This window comes from Myroides sp. C6-3 (genome assembly GCF_050522425.1).
Classification (GTDB): Bacteria; Bacteroidota; Bacteroidia; order Flavobacteriales; family Flavobacteriaceae; genus Flavobacterium.
Genome location: NZ_JBMVQP010000035.1, coordinates 18,152 through 36,037, shown reverse-complemented (window position 1 = coordinate 36,037; position 17,886 = coordinate 18,152). Strand labels below are relative to the sequence as shown.

At 37.7% G+C, this 17,886-nt stretch carries 16 protein-coding genes; 9 read left to right on the top strand and 7 right to left on the bottom strand.

Going from position 1 to position 17,886, the window contains the following annotated elements; translation table 11 throughout:
• Positions 1-93: 93 nt before the first annotated feature.
• The 5 genes from nhaC to ACPDG9_RS13330 form a co-directional block, all read right to left on the bottom strand.
• A complete protein-coding gene (gene nhaC, locus ACPDG9_RS13350) occupies positions 94-1,542 on the bottom strand; it encodes a Na+/H+ antiporter NhaC (protein ID WP_430528217.1) in 1,449 nt (482 codons plus the stop codon).
• A 194-nt stretch (positions 1,543-1,736) separates the two neighbouring features.
• Positions 1,737-4,070 (bottom strand): ribonucleoside-diphosphate reductase subunit alpha, encoded by a 2,334-nt coding sequence (locus ACPDG9_RS13345; protein ID WP_430528216.1) that lies wholly within the window; start codon positions 4,068-4,070, stop codon positions 1,737-1,739.
• 34 nt (positions 4,071-4,104) lie between these two features.
• Entirely contained in the window at positions 4,105-5,070 is a 966-nt protein-coding gene (locus ACPDG9_RS13340) for a ribonucleoside-diphosphate reductase small subunit (RefSeq protein ID WP_430528215.1), read from the bottom strand.
• A gap of 17 nt (positions 5,071-5,087) precedes the next feature.
• On the bottom strand, positions 5,088-5,528 hold the full coding sequence (locus ACPDG9_RS13335; RefSeq protein ID WP_430528214.1) for a tetratricopeptide repeat protein: 441 nt from the start codon (positions 5,526-5,528) through the stop codon (positions 5,088-5,090).
• Position 5,529: 1 nt separating this feature from the next.
• The gene (locus ACPDG9_RS13330) at positions 5,530-6,126 is read right to left on the bottom strand and encodes a superoxide dismutase (RefSeq protein ID WP_430528213.1); all 597 of its coding nucleotides are present in this window, start codon (positions 6,124-6,126) and stop codon (positions 5,530-5,532) included.
• A 270-nt stretch (positions 6,127-6,396) separates the two neighbouring features.
• Here ACPDG9_RS13330 and ACPDG9_RS13325 point away from each other — a divergent pair, with 270 nt between their 5' ends.
• The 6 genes from ACPDG9_RS13325 to ACPDG9_RS13300 all read left to right on the top strand — a co-directional run bounded on the left by ACPDG9_RS13325 (position 6,397) and on the right by ACPDG9_RS13300 (position 11,462).
• Entirely contained in the window at positions 6,397-7,323 is a 927-nt protein-coding gene (locus ACPDG9_RS13325) for a bestrophin family protein (RefSeq protein ID WP_430528212.1), read from the top strand.
• Between the two features lie 212 nt (positions 7,324-7,535).
• Positions 7,536-8,162, top strand: a complete 627-nt coding sequence (locus tag ACPDG9_RS13320) for a 2OG-Fe(II) oxygenase (RefSeq protein ID WP_430528211.1) — start codon at positions 7,536-7,538, stop codon at positions 8,160-8,162.
• 87 nt (positions 8,163-8,249) lie between these two features.
• The gene (locus ACPDG9_RS13315) at positions 8,250-9,146 is read left to right on the top strand and encodes a LysR substrate-binding domain-containing protein (protein WP_430528210.1); all 897 of its coding nucleotides are present in this window, start codon (positions 8,250-8,252) and stop codon (positions 9,144-9,146) included.
• Positions 9,147-9,217: 71 nt separating this feature from the next.
• The gene (locus tag ACPDG9_RS13310; RefSeq protein ID WP_430528209.1) at positions 9,218-10,159 is read left to right on the top strand and encodes a YeiH family protein; all 942 of its coding nucleotides are present in this window, start codon (positions 9,218-9,220) and stop codon (positions 10,157-10,159) included.
• A 214-nt stretch (positions 10,160-10,373) separates the two neighbouring features.
• Positions 10,374-11,075, top strand: a complete 702-nt coding sequence (locus tag ACPDG9_RS13305) for a hypothetical protein (RefSeq protein ID WP_430528208.1) — start codon at positions 10,374-10,376, stop codon at positions 11,073-11,075.
• An 87-nt stretch (positions 11,076-11,162) separates the two neighbouring features.
• Complete coding sequence (locus tag ACPDG9_RS13300; RefSeq protein ID WP_430528207.1) at positions 11,163-11,462, top strand: hypothetical protein; 300 nt, start codon at positions 11,163-11,165, stop codon at positions 11,460-11,462.
• 103 nt (positions 11,463-11,565) lie between these two features.
• On the opposite strand, the gene ACPDG9_RS13295 is transcribed toward ACPDG9_RS13300, so the two are convergent.
• Positions 11,566-13,194 carry an acyl-CoA carboxylase subunit beta gene (locus ACPDG9_RS13295; RefSeq protein ID WP_430528206.1) on the bottom strand — a complete coding sequence of 543 codons (1,629 nt, stop codon included), beginning with the start codon at positions 13,192-13,194 and terminating at the stop codon, positions 11,566-11,568.
• Positions 13,195-13,392: 198 nt separating this feature from the next.
• Here ACPDG9_RS13295 and ACPDG9_RS13290 point away from each other — a divergent pair, with 198 nt between their 5' ends.
• The 3 genes from ACPDG9_RS13290 (at position 13,393) to ACPDG9_RS13280 (ending at position 15,938) form a co-directional block, all read left to right on the top strand.
• Positions 13,393-13,905, top strand: a complete 513-nt coding sequence (locus ACPDG9_RS13290; protein ID WP_430528205.1) for a hypothetical protein — start codon at positions 13,393-13,395, stop codon at positions 13,903-13,905.
• 273 nt (positions 13,906-14,178) lie between these two features.
• Positions 14,179-14,823 carry a DUF47 domain-containing protein gene (locus tag ACPDG9_RS13285; RefSeq protein ID WP_182650226.1) on the top strand — a complete coding sequence of 215 codons (645 nt, stop codon included), beginning with the start codon at positions 14,179-14,181 and terminating at the stop codon, positions 14,821-14,823.
• A gap of 17 nt (positions 14,824-14,840) precedes the next feature.
• Entirely contained in the window at positions 14,841-15,938 is a 1,098-nt protein-coding gene (locus tag ACPDG9_RS13280) for an inorganic phosphate transporter (RefSeq protein ID WP_430528204.1), read from the top strand.
• A 179-nt stretch (positions 15,939-16,117) separates the two neighbouring features.
• Here the strand turns inward: ACPDG9_RS13280 and ACPDG9_RS13275 are convergent, their stop codons facing one another.
• Positions 16,118-17,758, bottom strand: a complete 1,641-nt coding sequence (locus ACPDG9_RS13275) for a MutS-related protein (RefSeq protein ID WP_430528203.1) — start codon at positions 17,756-17,758, stop codon at positions 16,118-16,120.
• Positions 17,759-17,886 lie beyond the last annotated feature (128 nt).

Genomic DNA, 17,886 nt, shown 5'->3' with positions numbered 1-17,886 from the left:
GGTTTGTTCTTTGTGAGGTTTGTTCTTTGTGAGGTTTGTTCTTTGTAAGGTTTGTTCTTTGTGAGGTTTGTTCTTTGCAGAGAATTCAACTGTTCACCGTTCACCTTTAATAATTCGCCTTATTTTATAATCAAAGGCAGCATACAACAAGGTAACGAAGGGGCTCAGATAGTTAAAGAAGGCGTAAGGCAAGTAGGTTAAGGTGGGAATTCCCAAAACACCGGCATGATAGGCACCGCAGGTATTCCACGGAATTAATACTGAGGTAACCGTTCCAGAATCTTCAAGTGTTCGACTTAAATTTTCAGGAGCAAGGCCCTTTTGCTTGTAGGCATCAGCAAACATTTTTCCGGGTACTACAATAGATAGATATTGATCTGACGTCATGATATTAATAGCCAAACAGCTTGCAACAGTACTGGCAAATAGGCCAAATAAGTTGTTGGCGATGGCTAAGAGCGACATGGATATTTTTTGTAGAGCACCGATAGCTTCCATTGCACCTCCGAAAAACATGGCACATAAGATAAGCCAAACGGTGTTGAGCATACTTGCCATTCCTCCAGCTTCAAATAAGCCATTAAGACTTTCTAAGGGGGAAAGAATGCGAATATCTGTAGTTAGGGCTAGCATAATTCCTTTATATGCATTATAGAAATTGAACTCCTCTCCGCCCGCTACGTCAACGACAATGTTGGGTTGGAAAATAAGGGCAAATACCCCACCTAATAAGGTACCGATTAGGAGCGCTGCAATAGGTTGTACTTTTTTGACAATGAGTACAATCACGCAAATAGGTACAATAAATAGAAGGGGAGTGATGTGAAATGTGTGGCTAATAGCCTGTAAGGTCTCTGCAGTATCAACCTGACCATCTGCACTGTAGATAAACCCTAAAATAACAAATAGAATGAGGGTTACGACATAGGTAGGTACAGTGGTAAATAGCATGTAACGGATATGAGTAAACAAATCTGTTCCCGCCATGACAGGAGCTAAGTTTGTTGTATCTGATAGAGGGGATAGCTTATCTCCAAAATAAGCGCCGGAAATTACGGCTCCACCAATAACTCCCAAAGGCATACCCAGCGCATTTCCAATGCCCACTAACGCAATACCTACAGTAGCAGAGGTAGTCCAAGAGCTTCCTGTTGCAATGGAGATAATCGAGGTAATAATCAAACAAGCGGGTAGGTATATAGCAGGATGTAAAATTTCTAATCCATAGTAAATCATACTGGGAATAATACCACTCAATAACCAAGTACCCGATAAAGCTCCAACGAGCAATAAAATAAAGATCGCATTGGAAGTATCTCGGACATTGTTTACAATTTGTTCTAGTATCTTGTCATACGATACGCGGTTGAATAACCCGACTGTAATAGCAATAGCCCCCCCCAACAGTAAAATAAATTGGTTCGTTCCCGATAAGGCATCATCCCGAAATACAAAAACGTTAATAGCCAATAAAACAACGAGTAATACGACAGGAATTAGTGATTGTGTTAGTGAAATAGGCTTTTCTTGTTTTTTTTGCATTTCGAGATTATTTTGATCAAATAAATAAAAAAGTAAAGGTACTTAATTTTGATAGATTCGTGTAAATTACCCCACATAAACTGTACCAAAGGAAATTTTTTTTCTTTGGTACATGATTTTTTATGCGAACTGATTTGCAATAAGGAAGCTCTAGAAGCGTATGTTTAAAACAACATCACTTTGTGCGTTTAGCCTCAACTACCACATGATAGGCATTCGGGATCATCTAGGTTGCAGCTCATCACTGTTGTTGGATTTGGGGGTAACGTGGTGTCAACGGTAAATTTAATCGCATCAACAGCGGGTCTAGTTCGCAAATAATACATCCCCGTTTTCAGTCCTTTTTTCCAGGCATAGAAATGCATTGAGGTAAGTTTACTAGCTGTTGGTTCTGCCATAAAGAGGTTGAGTGATTGCGATTGACAAATAAAAGCACCGCGATCTGCTGCCATGTCAAGTAGCGTTTTCTGTTTGATTTCCCAAGCAGTTTTGTACAAGTCTTTTAATTCCTGTGGAATTTCATTTAGTTGTTGCACGGACCCATTGGCAGCAATTAGTTGGTTTTTCAAAGAGGGATTCCACAAGTTTAAGTCAATCAAATCTTGCAATAGATGTTTGTTTACCACCACAAACTCCCCAGAGAGTACGCGTCGGTTGTAAATATTACTCGTATACGGCTCAAAGCATTCGTTATTTCCCAAAATTTGAGAAGTAGAAGCTGTCGGCATAGGGGCGAGTAAAAGGGAGTTGCGTACTCCGTATTTCAAGATGTTAGCCTTTAAAACGGTCCAATCCCAACGATCTGAGGGGGTTGTTTGCCATAAATCAAATTGAAAGATTCCTTCGGATAGGGGGGAGCCTACAAAGGTTTCATATGCGCCTTGTTCTTTTGCTAGTTGCATGGAAGCTTCGAGGGCAGCATAGTAAATCGTTTCAAAAATAGCGCGATTTAACGCTTGAGCTTCTTCACTATCAAAGGGCATACGCAGCAACATAAATACATCAGCCAATCCCTGTACACCTATTCCGATGGGACGATGGCGTCGGTTAGAGTTAGCGGTTTCAGCTAAGGGATAATAATTGTGGTCAATAATTTTGTTGAGGTTTCGGGTAATAATTTGGGTGACTTCGACTAATTTTTGAAAGTCAAACTGTCCTTCTTCGACATAGCGTGGTAAGGCGATAGAAGCTAAATTGCAAACCGCTATTTCGCTGCTGTCTGTGTATTCCATAATCTCAGTACACAAATTTGAACTGCGAATTGTGCCGATGTTTTTTTGGTTGGATTTTTCGTTTACGGCGTCTTTATAGCACATGAATGGGGTGCCTGTTTCGATCTGCGTTTCTAAAATCGCCTGCCATAGGATACGGGCTTGTATGGTTTGACGGGCTTTTCCCTCTTGTTCATAGGCTGTATATTGTGTGGTAAAGGCCGAACCATACAGATCACAAAGTCCTTGTACTTCATTAGGATCAAATAAAGACCATACGCCATCTTCTTCTACGCGTTGCATAAAGATATCGGGAATCCACAAGGCTGGAAATAAATCTCTAGCGCGCATTTCTTCTTTGCCGTGGTTTTTGCGGATATCCAGAAAATCAAAAATATCCGCGTGCCAAGGTTCTAAATAAATGGCAAGGGCACCTTTTCTCTTCCCTCCACCTTGATCAACGTAGCGGGCTGTTTCATTGAATACTTTGAGCATAGGTAAGATGCCATTAGACACTCCTCCCGTTCCTTTGATATAACTGCCTGTGGCGCGTACATTGTGAATACTCAGACCAATCCCTCCAGCAGCTTGGGAGATGAGCGCACAATTTTTGAGCGTGTCGTAAATACCGTGAATGCTATCTTCTTTCATTGCAAGTAAAAAGCAAGAAGACATTTGCGGTTTGGGAGTTCCTGCATTAAACAAGGTTGGAGTAGCGTGAATAAACCATTTGTTACTCATCAAATTGTAAGTTTCAAGTGCAGCCTCTATATCTGTTTTGTGGATTCCAATCGCCACGCGCATGAAGAGGTGTTGCGGGCGTTCCACAATAGTCTTGTTGATTCGCAAAAGATAAGATTTTTCGAGTGTTTTAAATCCGAAATAATCAAACGTATAATCGCGCTCATAAATAATACTGCTGTTGAGTCGATCTGCGTGTTGTTGAATAATATCATAAATTTCTTTGTCCAACAAAGGAGCTGGAGTTTGGGTAATCGGATCGATATAGTGGTAGAGTAATTTTGCTGTTTCTGAAAAGGATTTTAGGGTGTTTTTATGCAAGTTACTCACAGAAATTCGAGCAGCGAGGATTGCAAAATCCGGATGTGTTGTGGTATAAGCAGCAACTGTTTCTGCAGCTAGGTTATCCAGTGTAGTTGTCGTAACCTGATCGTAAATGCCTTGGATTACTTTTTTGCAAATTTCGATGATGTCATTTTCTGTGATTGCTAAACCGTAGATTAGTTTGTGTAAACGAGCGGTAATCTTGTCAAAATGAACCGCTTCTTTTTTGCCATTTCTTTTAATTACATACATAAGATAGGGTGTTGTTGTTTTTGTGTTAGCGATATTAAAAATCCTCATTTAGGGAAAAGGTAGTCTGCGTATCGTGTTGAACAACTCCCGATTTCTGGTATTCGCCAACACGACGTTCAAAGAAGTTGGTTTTGCCTTGTAGGGAAATCAACTCCATAAAATCAAAGGGATTCGAAGCGTGCCACAATTTGGAATACCCTAGCGTAACTAGGAGGCGATCCGCAACAAATTCGATATATTGGCACATGAGATCCGCATTCATACCGATAAGGCGAACGGGGAGTGCCTCAGTAACAAATTCTTTTTCAATCGTTACTGCATCTCGGATGATGGTGTGAACGGTTTTTTCCGATAACTGGTGTTGCAGGTGTTTGACATATAGCAAACAAGCAAAATCACAATGCAGTCCTTCATCCCGACTGATGAGCTCATTGGAAAAGGTAAGCCCAGGCATTAGTCCTCTTTTTTTTAACCAAAAAATAGAACAAAAACTCCCCGAAAAAAAGATACCTTCTACGGCAGCAAAGGCGATGAGACGTTCTGCAAAACTGTCGCTCTCAATCCATTTCAGTGCCCAATTCGCTTTTTTCTGGACGCAGTCAATCGTGTCAATGGCACGCAAAAGATGATCTTTTTCTTTTGTGTCTTTAATGTACGTATCGATGAGAAGAGAGTACATTTCGGAGTGGATATTCTCAATCATGATTTGAAAACCATAAAAACAACGCGCCTCTGCGTATTGTACTTCCTGTATAAAATTAATTGCTAGGTTTTCATTGACAATCCCATCACTAGCTGCAAAAAAAGCCAAGACATGAGAGATAAAATAGCGTTCATCTGGGTTGAGCTTGTTTTTCCAATCGTCAAGATCAGAAGAGAGGTCTACTTCTTCCGCCGTCCAAAAGCTGGCTTCTGCCTTTTTGTAAAACTCCCAAATATCATAATGAACAATTGGAAAAATAACAAAGCGGTTTTTGTTTTCTTGTAATATAGGTTCCATTTTTTTGAAGTTGAGGTTTAGGATTCTTTAGCTAGCGTTTGCAAGAGTACATCCATAGCAAGTGTCGAATCATACTGAGTACGCGAGGTGAAATCAGCATAATTGAGTAGGGCTTGTTTTAGATCCCCTTGAATGGTTTCCCCCGAAACAGAGGGGTGCTCCAACAAGTGAATCAAAAAGTAAATGGCGCGTTTAAAAAACGAATGAGCGAGCTCCATTTCTTGAAGTTCTTCATACGTATTGGCCAAATTAGTACACGAAATGATGTATACCTGTATGACAGGAATGCTTAATTGAGAACACAGCTCCCAATGATTGTTTAATACTTCAGCTCTATACATCGCTTCTTTGTATCCCTTTAAAGCTTCGAGATAGTTTTGTTGGTTAAATTTTTCATTGCTAGATAGCGTTAATGTTTTCCAATAACGTTCCAGATGATTCATACAGGTATCACTCATTTTATTTTAAATTTTGATTTGCAAAATCCCAATTGACAATCTCCCAAAAGTTTTCAATAAACTTCGGTCTTGCATTGCGGTAGTCGATGTAATACGCGTGCTCCCAAACGTCAAGGGTTAGCACAGGTATTTTTCCTAGCGTTAAAGGCGTATTGGCCTCTTTCATCGGAATAATTTCCAATTTTCCATCTTCACCTTGAGCCAACCAAGCCCATCCACAGCCAAATAGTTTTGCTGCTGTTGTAGAAAACTGCATTTTGAACTGCTCAAAACTCCCAAAGTCACGGGCGATTAAATCCCCTATCTTACCTGTTGGCTTTTTTCCCCCATCCGGCGATAAGCAATGCCAAAAAAACGTGTGGTTCCAATGTTGTGCAGCATTGTTGAAAATAGCCAAGTCGTTGCTTTGATAACCGTGTAGGATAATTTCGGGAATAGTTTGCTCAACGAAAGGAGTATCTCGAATCAAATCCTGTAGATTATTGACATAGGAAGCATGATGTTTACCATAGTGATAATCAAAGGTTTCTTCCGTAATCAAAGGCGTTAAGGCACTCTTTTGAAAGGGTAATTCAGGTAGTTGTAAGTTAATTTTCATTTTTGTTTATATAAGTAATTAAAGACCTCAGGGGTCATTTCCGTTTGTTTATCCTTTCCTAGAAAGAGAAAGGACCTGTACAAAGGTAGTTTTTATTTAGTATTATAAAAATATAATTTTAGAGTTATCTAAAATTATATTTAGGCTTGATAGTTTGGGCTATTGTAAAATGGCTTGCTCATTTGTGTAGTTTTGGTGGGATTTTTACTGTTTAGTGGTGATTTTTCGCTCTGTATAGATTAGTTTTGTAATTCATAAATTCGATTGGATATGATAGTTAGAGACAAAAAGCATATTGTTCAGATGCTTTTTATTTGGAAAGGATCAGTACTGAAGAAAATTGCACCTACGTTATTGGCTATTTTTCTTTTTTCTTGGTTAGTTTACTGGAGTCATTATTTTTTTCCAGATATCATCATTCCCTTGAACGTAGGAGCTTTTGCCTTAGTGGGGATATCCCTGGCAATTTTCTTGGGTTTTTGCAATAGTGCGGCCTATGATCGCTATTGGGAAGGGCGTAAGCAATGGGGGAGTTTGGTGATCCACAGTCGATCATTGGCTTTTCAACTGTTGCATTATATTGAGGAGGATGAGACTTGTACCAAGGAGGAGAAGCAAAAAGCGATTCGACTGATTATTGCTTTTTGTTATGCATTGAACAAACAATTGAGAAACAAGACAGATTTAGAGATAGTCCGATCGTATCTAACGGAAGAGACCTATCAAACAATGTTGACCAAGCGTTTTAAGCCTGCTTTTTTATTGAGCGAATTGACAAAATGGGTCAATCAACAACATAGAGGAGGTCGAATGGACTCGATTACGCAAGCGCGTATCGATCAAAACCTCGAACAACTGTCTATCGTTTTAGGAGCTTGTGAGCGCATTGTTCATACGAAGATACCTTTTGTTTATTTTGTTATTTTACATCGAACGGTCTATGTGTACAGTTTCTTACTGCCTTTTGGATTGATTGACCTTATTGTGTGGACCATGCCGTTTTTCGTTACTTTTGTCGCCTATACTTTTATTGCATTAGACGCTGTTGTAGCTGAAATTGCAGAACCTTTTGGCGAAGAGGAAAACGATTTGGCCCTGGATCAAATGTGTAGTAATATAGCGTATTCACTCTCTGAAGTTTCGGATTTACCACTGCCTGCTTTGGTGCTTCCAAATGAAGATTATATAGTCAAATAGTCGTTTTTAGTCATACTATAAAAAAGCACGCGTAAAATGCGTGCTTTTTTTGTGAATTATTTATTTTTTCGATTCTTTAAACTCTCATATACCTTTAGTTAAGTCCTGTTTGTTAGGGAAAAATTAACAATATTAAGTAAAAAAAAGTGCTTTGTATGTATTATTTTTTTTGTCTCATAAATTATTTTTGCTTAGTTTTTATCTAATTATATATGGGTGACTTTGAAGTAAATTCATTTTATGAGTTAATAATACACGATTTAGTAAATCGCGGTTACTCCGTGGTAGATTGCTTTTTCACGGAAAAGGAAATAGACTTATTACGCGCTAACTTTTTTATGAAACAAGATTTACAAGTGTTTAAAAAAGCGGCCATTGGACAAGCAAGCGAAGAGCAAATAGTAGAAGAGGTAAGAGGAGATTTCATTTTGTGGCTCAACGAACAAACACCCGATGAGGTAGAGGCGATGTACTTCAAAAAGATGAATGAATTTATCGCTTATGTCAATCGCACTTGTTTCTTGGGAATTAAAGAAGGGGAGTTTCACTATGCGAGTTATCCTGTAGGTACGGGATATCAACGTCACTTGGATGTCTTTCACAAAGATACCCGTCGAACGTTATCTGTGGTCTTGTACTTAAACGAAAAGGATTGGACACCTGCCAATGGGGGAGAATTGGTTTTATTTCTACCGGAGGAAAACGGAAATGAACGAGAAGAAATCGTCTATGCACTTCCAGGGCGATTGGTTATTTTTGATAGTAAATCCATCGAACATGAAGTTCGTACCGTAAACAAACCCCGATATAGTATTACGGGGTGGTTGAAAACGAGATAGAGAGCTAGGGAAACCTAGCTTTTTTTGAGTATTTTTGTTCGTATAACAGAGGAGGACAGTTGTCTTCTTTTCACTTAAAGAGAAACTATGTTTGATTTTCGGTTAAAGGTTTTTTACACAGTAGCAAAAAGGGAGAGCTTCACAAAGGCAGCCAAGGAGCTATTGATTTCCCAACCCGCTGTATCCAAACATATTCGAGAGATAGAATCCCATTATCAGACCAAACTGTTCGTACGTGATGGAATTACGATTCGCTTAACCGAATCAGGGCAATTGCTCTATACCTATGCAGAGGATATTTTTTCTACGTATCGCAATTTGGAATTCGATATGCAGGCATTGAATGCAAAAATGGGAGGTAACTTGCGCATTGGAGCTAGTACCACCGTATCTCAATACGTTTTACCTCCACTTTTGGCAGAATTTAGAGGGAAAGTACACGATATTCATTTGGATGTATTATCTGAAAACTCTGCCGTAATAGAACAGTTGTTATTGAGTAAAAATATTGATGTAGGTATTGTGGAGGGATGTTCCAAAAATCCCCAAATCAAGTACATTGATTTCATCGACGATGAAATTGTCTTGGTATGTCGAGCCGAAAATCCAAAATTTAAAATGGGAATCATTGAGCCAGAAGAACTCAAATCGTATTCCTTTTTGTTGAGAGAAATGGGATCAGGTACCCTAGATGTTATCGAAAGCAATTTGAACCAAGTAGGAATCTCGCTCAATCAATTGCGCAATGAAATGAATTTTTCAAGTACAGAAAGTATTAAGATGTACCTCAAACATTCCGATAGTTTCGCTTTTATTTCAATTCATGCCATTCTTAAGGAATTGAAATATAATGAATTAGTAGTGGTGGATATCCATGGATTGGATATACGTCGAAAATTCAGCATCGTACAGCGCCAAGGGCAGGAGAGTGCCTTGGTAGAACTATTTATTCGATTCATTAAATCCTATAACCTAAAGTTATAGCCGATAACTATTATGTATTTTTTTCGCCTGCTTAGATGAGTGACCTTTGTAGAGTTGAAAATACATAACTTATGACGGTACAAAATAGCAAAACAGCATTAGGTAGTAAAATCATAGTAATTGGTTTGGCTATTTTAAGTTTATTTCCCTTCATCTCTTCAGCTACAGCTTTAGTATTGGGAATTATATACGCTCAAATTTTTGAAAATCCATACGCAAAGCAAACCAAAAAAGCCACGGGATTACTACTGAAGGTAGCCGTAGTAGGTTTGGGGTTTGGGATGAATGTTTACAGTGCATTAGCAGCGGGAAAAGACGGCTTTGTCTTAACCATTTTCTCCATTTTTATAACCCTAGTATTGGGGTTTGCCTTGGGTAAGATTTTAAAAATAGACAAGAAAATATCGTATTTGATTTCATCAGGAACTGCTATCTGCGGTGGAAGTGCCATTGCTGCAGTATCTCCTGTTATTGATGCAGATGAAAAACAAATATCCGTGGCCTTGGGAATTGTGTTTGTCTTGAATTCCATTGCCTTGATTATTTTTCCACCGATTGGACATGCCCTAGATTTGAGTCAAGTTGATTTTGGATTGTGGTCTGCGATCGCCATTCACGATACCAGTTCTGTAGTTGGTGCAGCCGCAAAATATGGAGATGAAGCTTTAGAAGTTGCTACAACCGTAAAATTAGCCCGTGCGCTATGGGTGATTCCCATTGCCTTTTTGTCAACCTTACTTTTCAAAAATAAAGGATCAAAGGTCAAAATTCCCTACTTCATCGGGTTGTTTATCCTAGCCATGTTAGCTAATTCGTATATTCCTTTTATTCAGCCTTTAGGACCTTATATTGTGGAAATTTCCAAAGCAGCTTTGACGCTAACGCTTTTTTTAATCGGTACGTCATTATCCTTTAGAACCGTAAAAAATGTAGGCGCAAAACCCTTTATTGAAGGTGTGTTGTTGTGGGTGTTTATTTCGGTGAGTTCCCTGTTTTATATTTTGTATCTGTAGAGATGAACCGTTAACGGTGAACGGTTAACGGTAGATTTATCTCAAATAGGGCGTATTTTCTTTAAAACAACGAACAGTTAACGAATCTACTTTTCTCTTTTTTTGTATAAAATTCCTATTTTTTGACTTCCTGCGAATACTTGTGAAATAAGAGTGAAAAAGTTGGAACGTCTTTTGAAGATCTCATACATATAGTAATTTAAATATTTATGTCATGAGAAAAATTAGTGTTTTATTGTGTTTAGGTCTTCTTTTTATACTAGGTTGTAGTAGAGAAGATGAAAAAGATCTACCTACTAAACAGGATCAACTTTCGGTAGATGCCTATCAGGTAAAGGTAAAAGAAATGCAGCGTATATTTTCAAACTATGGGTGGAGTGAGGATAGACAAGTTCCTTATGATTACAATGATCCCAAAAATAGAAGGGAAATTGAAAAATTGGATTTAAAAGAATTGGAAGATTTTTTGCGTGAATTTAGTTCAGATGAAGGGCTTAAAAATTTGGATGAGCAATTAAATATAGAAAAATCAGCACAAGAGCCGAAAGAAAGCAATCCTTTAGGTAAGGTAGATTGGACAACAAAGGCAGTAAATTCTTATTCTGTTTCAGGTAGCCATAGTAGCTCAGTTATTGGATCTTCTACTTCTTTAGTCAACTTTTCAATTAAGGACAACGAAGTAATAACCTTCAGTAGTGCTAGTGCAACATATAACAATGCCAATGTGAGTTTCGTACAAGTTAACGGACACAATATTATACCTTTTTATCCCAACGCCAATCAAGATTATTACGATCATAAAGGAGGAATTAACGTAGATTGTAAAGTGAAAGCTTATGGTCAGACTGCTACTGCTACGATGTATGCTCGGTTTAACCGCAATGGCTCTGGAAGTGTTGAAAGTTTTAGAATCTAGTTTCTCTTCGTATAGGTACGTTATAGAACCTGAGTAGTTAAGATTGTAAAAGTATCGAGTAGTGTGTGATTTTTAAATTTAAATGATATGAAAAAGAACAGTGTCCTTTTGTGTTTAGGTCTTCTTTTTATACTAGGCTGTAGTAGAGAAGATGAAAAAGATCTACCTACTAAACAGGATCAACTTTCAGATGAAGTTTATCGACAAAAAGTAAGTGAAATGGAAGCTATTTTGTATAAATACGGAGGTGTTGACGATGTGAAAAATCCTTATGATTACAATGATCCCAAAAATAGAAGGGAAATTGAAAAATTGGATTTAAAAGAATTGGAAGATTTTTTGCGTGAATTTAGTTCAGATGAAGGGCTTAAAAATTTGGATCGGTGATGAGTGATGAGTTATCGGTTAACAGCTAACAGATAACTCATAACCGATAACAGCTAACAGCTAACCATAAAAAAACGGCAATTTTAAATTGCCGTTTTTTTATTTATACTTGAATAACACCTAAGTTAAATGGTTTTTCGATAGGCGCGTGATTCGCGGCTTCGATTCCCATAGAAATCCACTTTCTCGTATCTAGTGGATCGATGATTGCATCGGTCCAAATGCGAGCAGCAGCATAATAAGGTGAAACTTGTTTGTCGTATTTTGCTTTAATCTTATCAAATAATTTTTGTTCTTCTTCCGCGGATAATTCTTGTCCTTTTGCTTTGAGCGAAGAAGCTTCGATTTGCAGCAATACCTTTGCAGCTTGAGCACCTCCCATTACTGCAAGTTCAGCACTTGGCCATGCAAAGATTAGACGAGGGTCATAAGCCTTTCCACACATCGCATAGTTACCTGCTCCGTATGAGTTTCCTACTACTACCGTAAATTTAGGAACAACAGAGTTTGAAACGGCATTTACCATTTTTGCCCCATCTTTGATAATTCCTCCATGTTCAGATTTAGATCCTACCATGAATCCCGTTACGTCTTGTAAGAATACCAATGGAATTTTCTTTTGGTTACAGTTCGCAATAAAACGAGTCGCTTTATCCGCAGAATCAGAGTAAATTACCCCTCCAAATTGCATCTCACCTTTTTTCGTTTTCACGACTTTGCGTTGGTTCGCCACAATTCCTACTGCCCATCCATCAATACGAGCATATCCCGTAATGATCGATTGACCGTATCCTTCTTTGTATTCTTCAAATTCAGACTCATCGACTAAGCGTTTGATGATTTCTATCATATCGTATTGTTCCGCACGTGATTTCGGTAAAATACCGTAAATCTCATTTGGATCCGCTGCAGGCTTTTTCGCTGCAATTCGGTTGTAACCTGCTTTGTCAAAATCGCCAATTTTGTCCACAATATTTTTGATGGTATCTAAGGCATCTTTATCGTCTTTTGCTTTGTAATCCGTAACACCTGAAATTTCACAATGTGTAGTTGCTCCACCTAACGTTTCATTGTCGATGCTTTCTCCGATAGCCGCTTTTACTAAGTAACTTCCAGCTAAGAAAATACTTCCCGTTTTATCAACAATTAACGCCTCATCACTCATGATGGGTAAGTAAGCACCACCAGCAACACAACTCCCCATAACAGCAGCGATTTGTGTAATGCCCATGCTGCTCATGATGGCGTTATTTCTGAAAATTCTTCCAAAGTGTTCTTTGTCTGGGAAAATCTCATCCTGAAGTGGTAAATAAACTCCAGCACTATCTACTAAATAAATAATCGGTAATTTATTTTCTATTGCAATCTCTTGTGCGCGTAAATTTTTCTTTCCCGTAATCGGAAACCAAGCACCTGCTTTTACTGTAGCGTCGTTCGCTACAACGATACACTGTTTTCCCTTGATATAACCTATTTTGACTACAACACCACCAGAAGGACATCCTCCATGTTCTTCATACATCTCATCTCCTGCAAAAGCACCAATTTCTATGCTATTAGTTTTAGGATCTAATAGGTAATCAATGCGTTCTCTGGCTGTCATCTTTCCTTGTTGGTGTAATTTTTCAATTCTTTTTTCACCTCCACCAAGTTTAACTTTTGCTAGTTTTCGTTTTAAATCTGAAAGCAATAACTTGTTGTGATCTTCGTTTTTATTGAAGTTAATATCCATAGTTATCTAGGTTGTTGTATAATATTATTAGTTTTCGCTAAAGTACAAAATAAAAATTTATAGGTATAATAATCAATGTAATATTCAATAATGCTTATAGATCAACGGAAATACAAGAGAAGAAACACCCCTATAAAACGAGAGAGAAGAGAAACTGAAGTTTTTTTGTTAAATTAGTTGATTCAATAAAAGAAAAAAATGAAGATTCGCGATTTATTTGTGCTGTTGATTAAACTGCTAACCACCTTACTGACTATTGACCTTTTGCTAACCACCCTTCCTTCCTATCTCGTTTATTTAGGAAAGGATTATACTGTACTAAGCGATAATTATTTACCCTTATTGTCTACTACATTGATGCTTATTCTATTGCTTTTGCTTTTTGTGTATGCACCTAAAATTGTTGATATTTTAAAAGTAGAGCAGGGATTCTCATCTCCAATACTTCCAGTAACATCACTCACCGCAGTAATGATTGCCCAATTGGGGGTGTTTTTTATTGGGTTGAGCTTATTGATTGAACATATACCGACTTTTTTAAGTAATAGTTGGTATTGGTTTAAGGCGAAAGCTGTTGATAATCCCTATGAATATGTACAAACTGGAAATTATTGGTTTGTCAGCGTGTTTAATTTAGTTATCGGGTATGTGTTGATCCGTAATTGTCGTAAAATTGCTTTTTGGTTTGTCAAGAACGCAGAAAACGAGTAAAAACAATCAAGTTGTTGATAGTTATGTGTTTAGACTTTTTAAAGTCGAAATTTTATATTTTAATATTACCCCAGTGTTGTGTAAAGGTTAAGTAATTAAGGTGTTTCTTTTTAAATATTAACTTTGTAAGTTATTGAAATACAGTAATTAGTTGTATTTTAGGGTAATTGTACACGCAGAAATCTCATTTAGGCGTAAAAATTAACGTTAAGGATACATTCGCTTTATTTTATTGCGTAATTTTACCCCTGTTTATAACATATATTTCATATAATGTCATTGAATAACATTTTTCAATTTTTAGTTCCAAAGGACAAGACGTTTTATCCTTTATTTGAACAAGCAGCTATTAAGCTTAAAAAATTATCAGAGACGCTGAATGAGGCTGTGCATACACCAGCAAAAGAAAGAGAGAAATTACTTAAAGATGTTGAAGTAATTAAGGTGGAAATCGAGGCGATTGCACAGAAAACGAGAATCGAATTAGGAAAGAACTTTATCACACCTTTTGATAGAGAAGATATTCACAATTTGATTACGGCTGTGGATGATGTGGCTGACCATTTATCAGATGCTGCTTCTCGTATGAGATTGTATCAAATTGATAAAATTACAAAGCCTTTACGCAAATTAACGGAAGCAAACTTAGAAGCTTGTAGTGAAGTGCACAAGGGACTATTACATTTGAAAGATTTAAAAAAGCTAGAAGAGTTAGCGACTGTATGTAAAAACATTTCTCGCTTAGAAAGAAAAGCAGATAAAGTTTTTGATAAGGCCGTTGCCGATATTTTCGAAAATGAAAATAACGCCATCGAAATTATAAAATACAAAGAGGTAATGGTGGCTTTAGAAACGGCTACAGACAGTTGTAGAGACGTGGCTAATGTTTTGGAAACTGTTATCGTTAAATACTCTTAATGTTCTAGTATAAGTATATGGAATTTTTTACAGAAATATTGAGTAATCAAAGCGGGATTATGCTAATTGTGATTATCATTTTAGCCCTAGGATTTGATTACATCAATGGTTTTCACGACGCCGCAAACTCGATTGCTACAATTGTAACAACTCGTGTGTTGACTCCTTTCCAGGCAGTGCTTTGGGCGGCGGCTTTTAACTTCGCAGCTTATTTTATCTCCCTATACATTATTGGTGAATTTAAAATTGGTAATACCATTGCCAAATCGGTCAATGAAAACTTTATTAGCTTAGAAGTTATTTTTGCAGGTTTAATTGCTGCAATTATTTGGAATTTAGCTACTTGGAAGTTGGGGATTCCTTCCTCTTCTTCGCATACTTTAATCGGTGGTTTCATCGGTGCTGCTGTGGCACACGCAGGTGGGTTTTCGGTTGAAGGAGTTGATGTTGTGGTCTATGCAAAAGTAATTCCTATTTTCTTATTCATTTTTGGTGCTCCTTTATTGGGATTGATTTTAGCGTATTTTATCACGGTGGGTATTATGTGGATTTGTAGAAATCAAAACCACTACAAATGCGAAAAATGGTTTAAACGCTTACAATTAGTTTCTTCTGCTTTGTTCTCTTTAGGACACGGAGGGAATGATGCCCAAAAAGTAATGGGAATCATCGGAGCGGCAGTTATCTTTTATCACGTCAATGTTGATATGGATCAAGAGTACCTTGTAGACGGAGTAGATACCTTCAAAGTGTTCGTAGAGCACTGGTGGTGGGTGCCTTTAGCGTCGTTCTTATTCATTGGTTTGGGTACATTATCTGGAGGATGGAAGATCGTAAAAACGATGGGAAGTAAGATTACAAAAGTAACTCCATTAGAAGGAGTTGCAGCGGAAACAGCAGGTGCGGTTGCTTTATATGTAACAGAACACTTGGGAATTCCGGTATCGACAACACATACTATTACAGGTTCTATTATTGGTGTAGGAGTAACCAAGCGTGTATCTGCAGTCCGTTGGGGGGTAACCATCAACTTACTTTGGGCTTGGATCTTGACGATTCCAGTATCTGCAGTAATTGCGATGCTTGTGTACTATATTGTAGCAGCAGTAATGTAAGACTAAAACAAAATGCAAATCGCATCATGTAAAGTTGTTGCTACATACAGAGGTAATCAAGTATGGTTACAACTATACATGAAAAAATAGTACAAGGAATGATCTCAAGGGGTTATTCCTTTTTTTTGTTGAAGAATTCTCCTAACAACGAATCAACACGGTATCTTTTTTTGCGATAGTTATTGCAGTTCTCGTTTAAGCTGTAGCGCTTGTTCTACGATGATATCCGGGTACTCATACAGCTGTAATAGTCGGATGGCATTTGTAGTGGAGGGAACGCCTTTTTTGAGGGTATAGTCAAAATACAACTGTTGTTGCTCATCAAAAATCTCACTGAAGTAGTGTGAAACATAAGAAGAATCTGCTAGCAATTGAATCAATTCTAAATCGTGTGTGGATACCAACACAAAATTAGTCGCATTGTTTAAGTAACGCAAGATTGCTGTACTCGCTCCAATGCGCTCGGCTGTATTCGTTCCTTTTAAGATTTCATCCAAAATAAACACATTAAAATGGCTCGTAGCGGATTGATCTAAAAAGGATTTGATTGTTTCTACTTCTTTTAAATAATAACTCGTTTGTTTTAGCAGATCATCCGCAATGCGAATGGAGGTGTGTAAACGACAAAAAGGAGCTAGTAGCGATCGAGCAAAGGCAAAACCAAGTGTTTGTCCAAGTAATAGATTGAGAGCTACTGTGCGAATAAACGTCGTTTTTCCCGACATATTAGACCCTGTAAGCAGTAGACTTTCGCAATTTAAATGTAAGTCGTTTGGCGTGCAATTCTCTACCAACGGATGGTATAACCCTTCGGCTATAATGCGTTTCTCCTTGTGGAAAATCGGGGTACAGGTTATGTGGTGTACTTTGCATGAAGCATTGCTAAGTGCGAGTTCAATTGTGCCAAGTGCTGTAAATGCCTCGTGTAAATCTTGTTTGTTTTGGCCTAGTTTACGCGCAAATAGATGAAATAAAATAGATTCTATATTAAAGGTTATTTTTACTAATTCCACAGGAAACCAGAGGAGGGTTGTGATTTCATTTCCGTGCATGGGGTTGTCAAATCCATGTGTTAAACGCGTTAATCCTTTGAGTTTAGTAAAATATACCTTTCCTTGAACAAAGGGTTGTAAGAGCGGATTTAAAGCCAAATGCTCAAGTGCATGGCGTATTTTTCGCAGTTGTGAAATTCCATTTTGATATTCATATAAGCGAAATTTATTCTTATAGTGTATCACGAGATTAATCGGCAACGTGACGATAAACAAGACGCTAAGTAGCGGATAAAACCACAGAGAGAGCAAAAGAACGATATGTAGGAAGGTCAATGCCCAGGCTAAGGTGTATTGCTGTTGTTGTAGGGGAATTGGATGCGTAAACAGATAGTGAAAATAGTACGTTTCTTGCGTGTTTAGCGGTTGTAAAAGCGCATGGGTTTTTTTGCGTAGTTCGGGATCTGTGGCAAACCCTTCTTCTAGTTTTTTGTGTTGCTTTTTTATGGAATTCTCCTCAATAGTATGTAACCTGTTATAGAGGTATTGTTGTCCTATTGGTGTAATCGTTCGATCGAGATACATAAATACCTCGTCGAGATCCAAATCTAGGTTTTCTTGTTCTCCCAGTTGTTGGTAGGAGGGAGGGGCGTCTTGTATTGCCTCGCGGTATCGCTTAATCTTAACGAGGTCAAAATCTCCTGTTTTTGGATTGCCCCAATCTTCGAGAAGCTGCTTGTTTCGCTTGATTTGCTTTTGCTTATTGCGATGATGTGTCCATAAATAGTAACCAACAAGAAGGATTAGAAGCGCAAATAGCCAATTCATACATTAGTTTTTGGTAAATAATACGAGCATAAAAACTAAAGATAGAAAAACAAAAAACAATACTACGACTAAAGATTATGAAAAAAAAACGCTTAACCCGAGGATTAAGCGTTTTATGATAGTAAAGT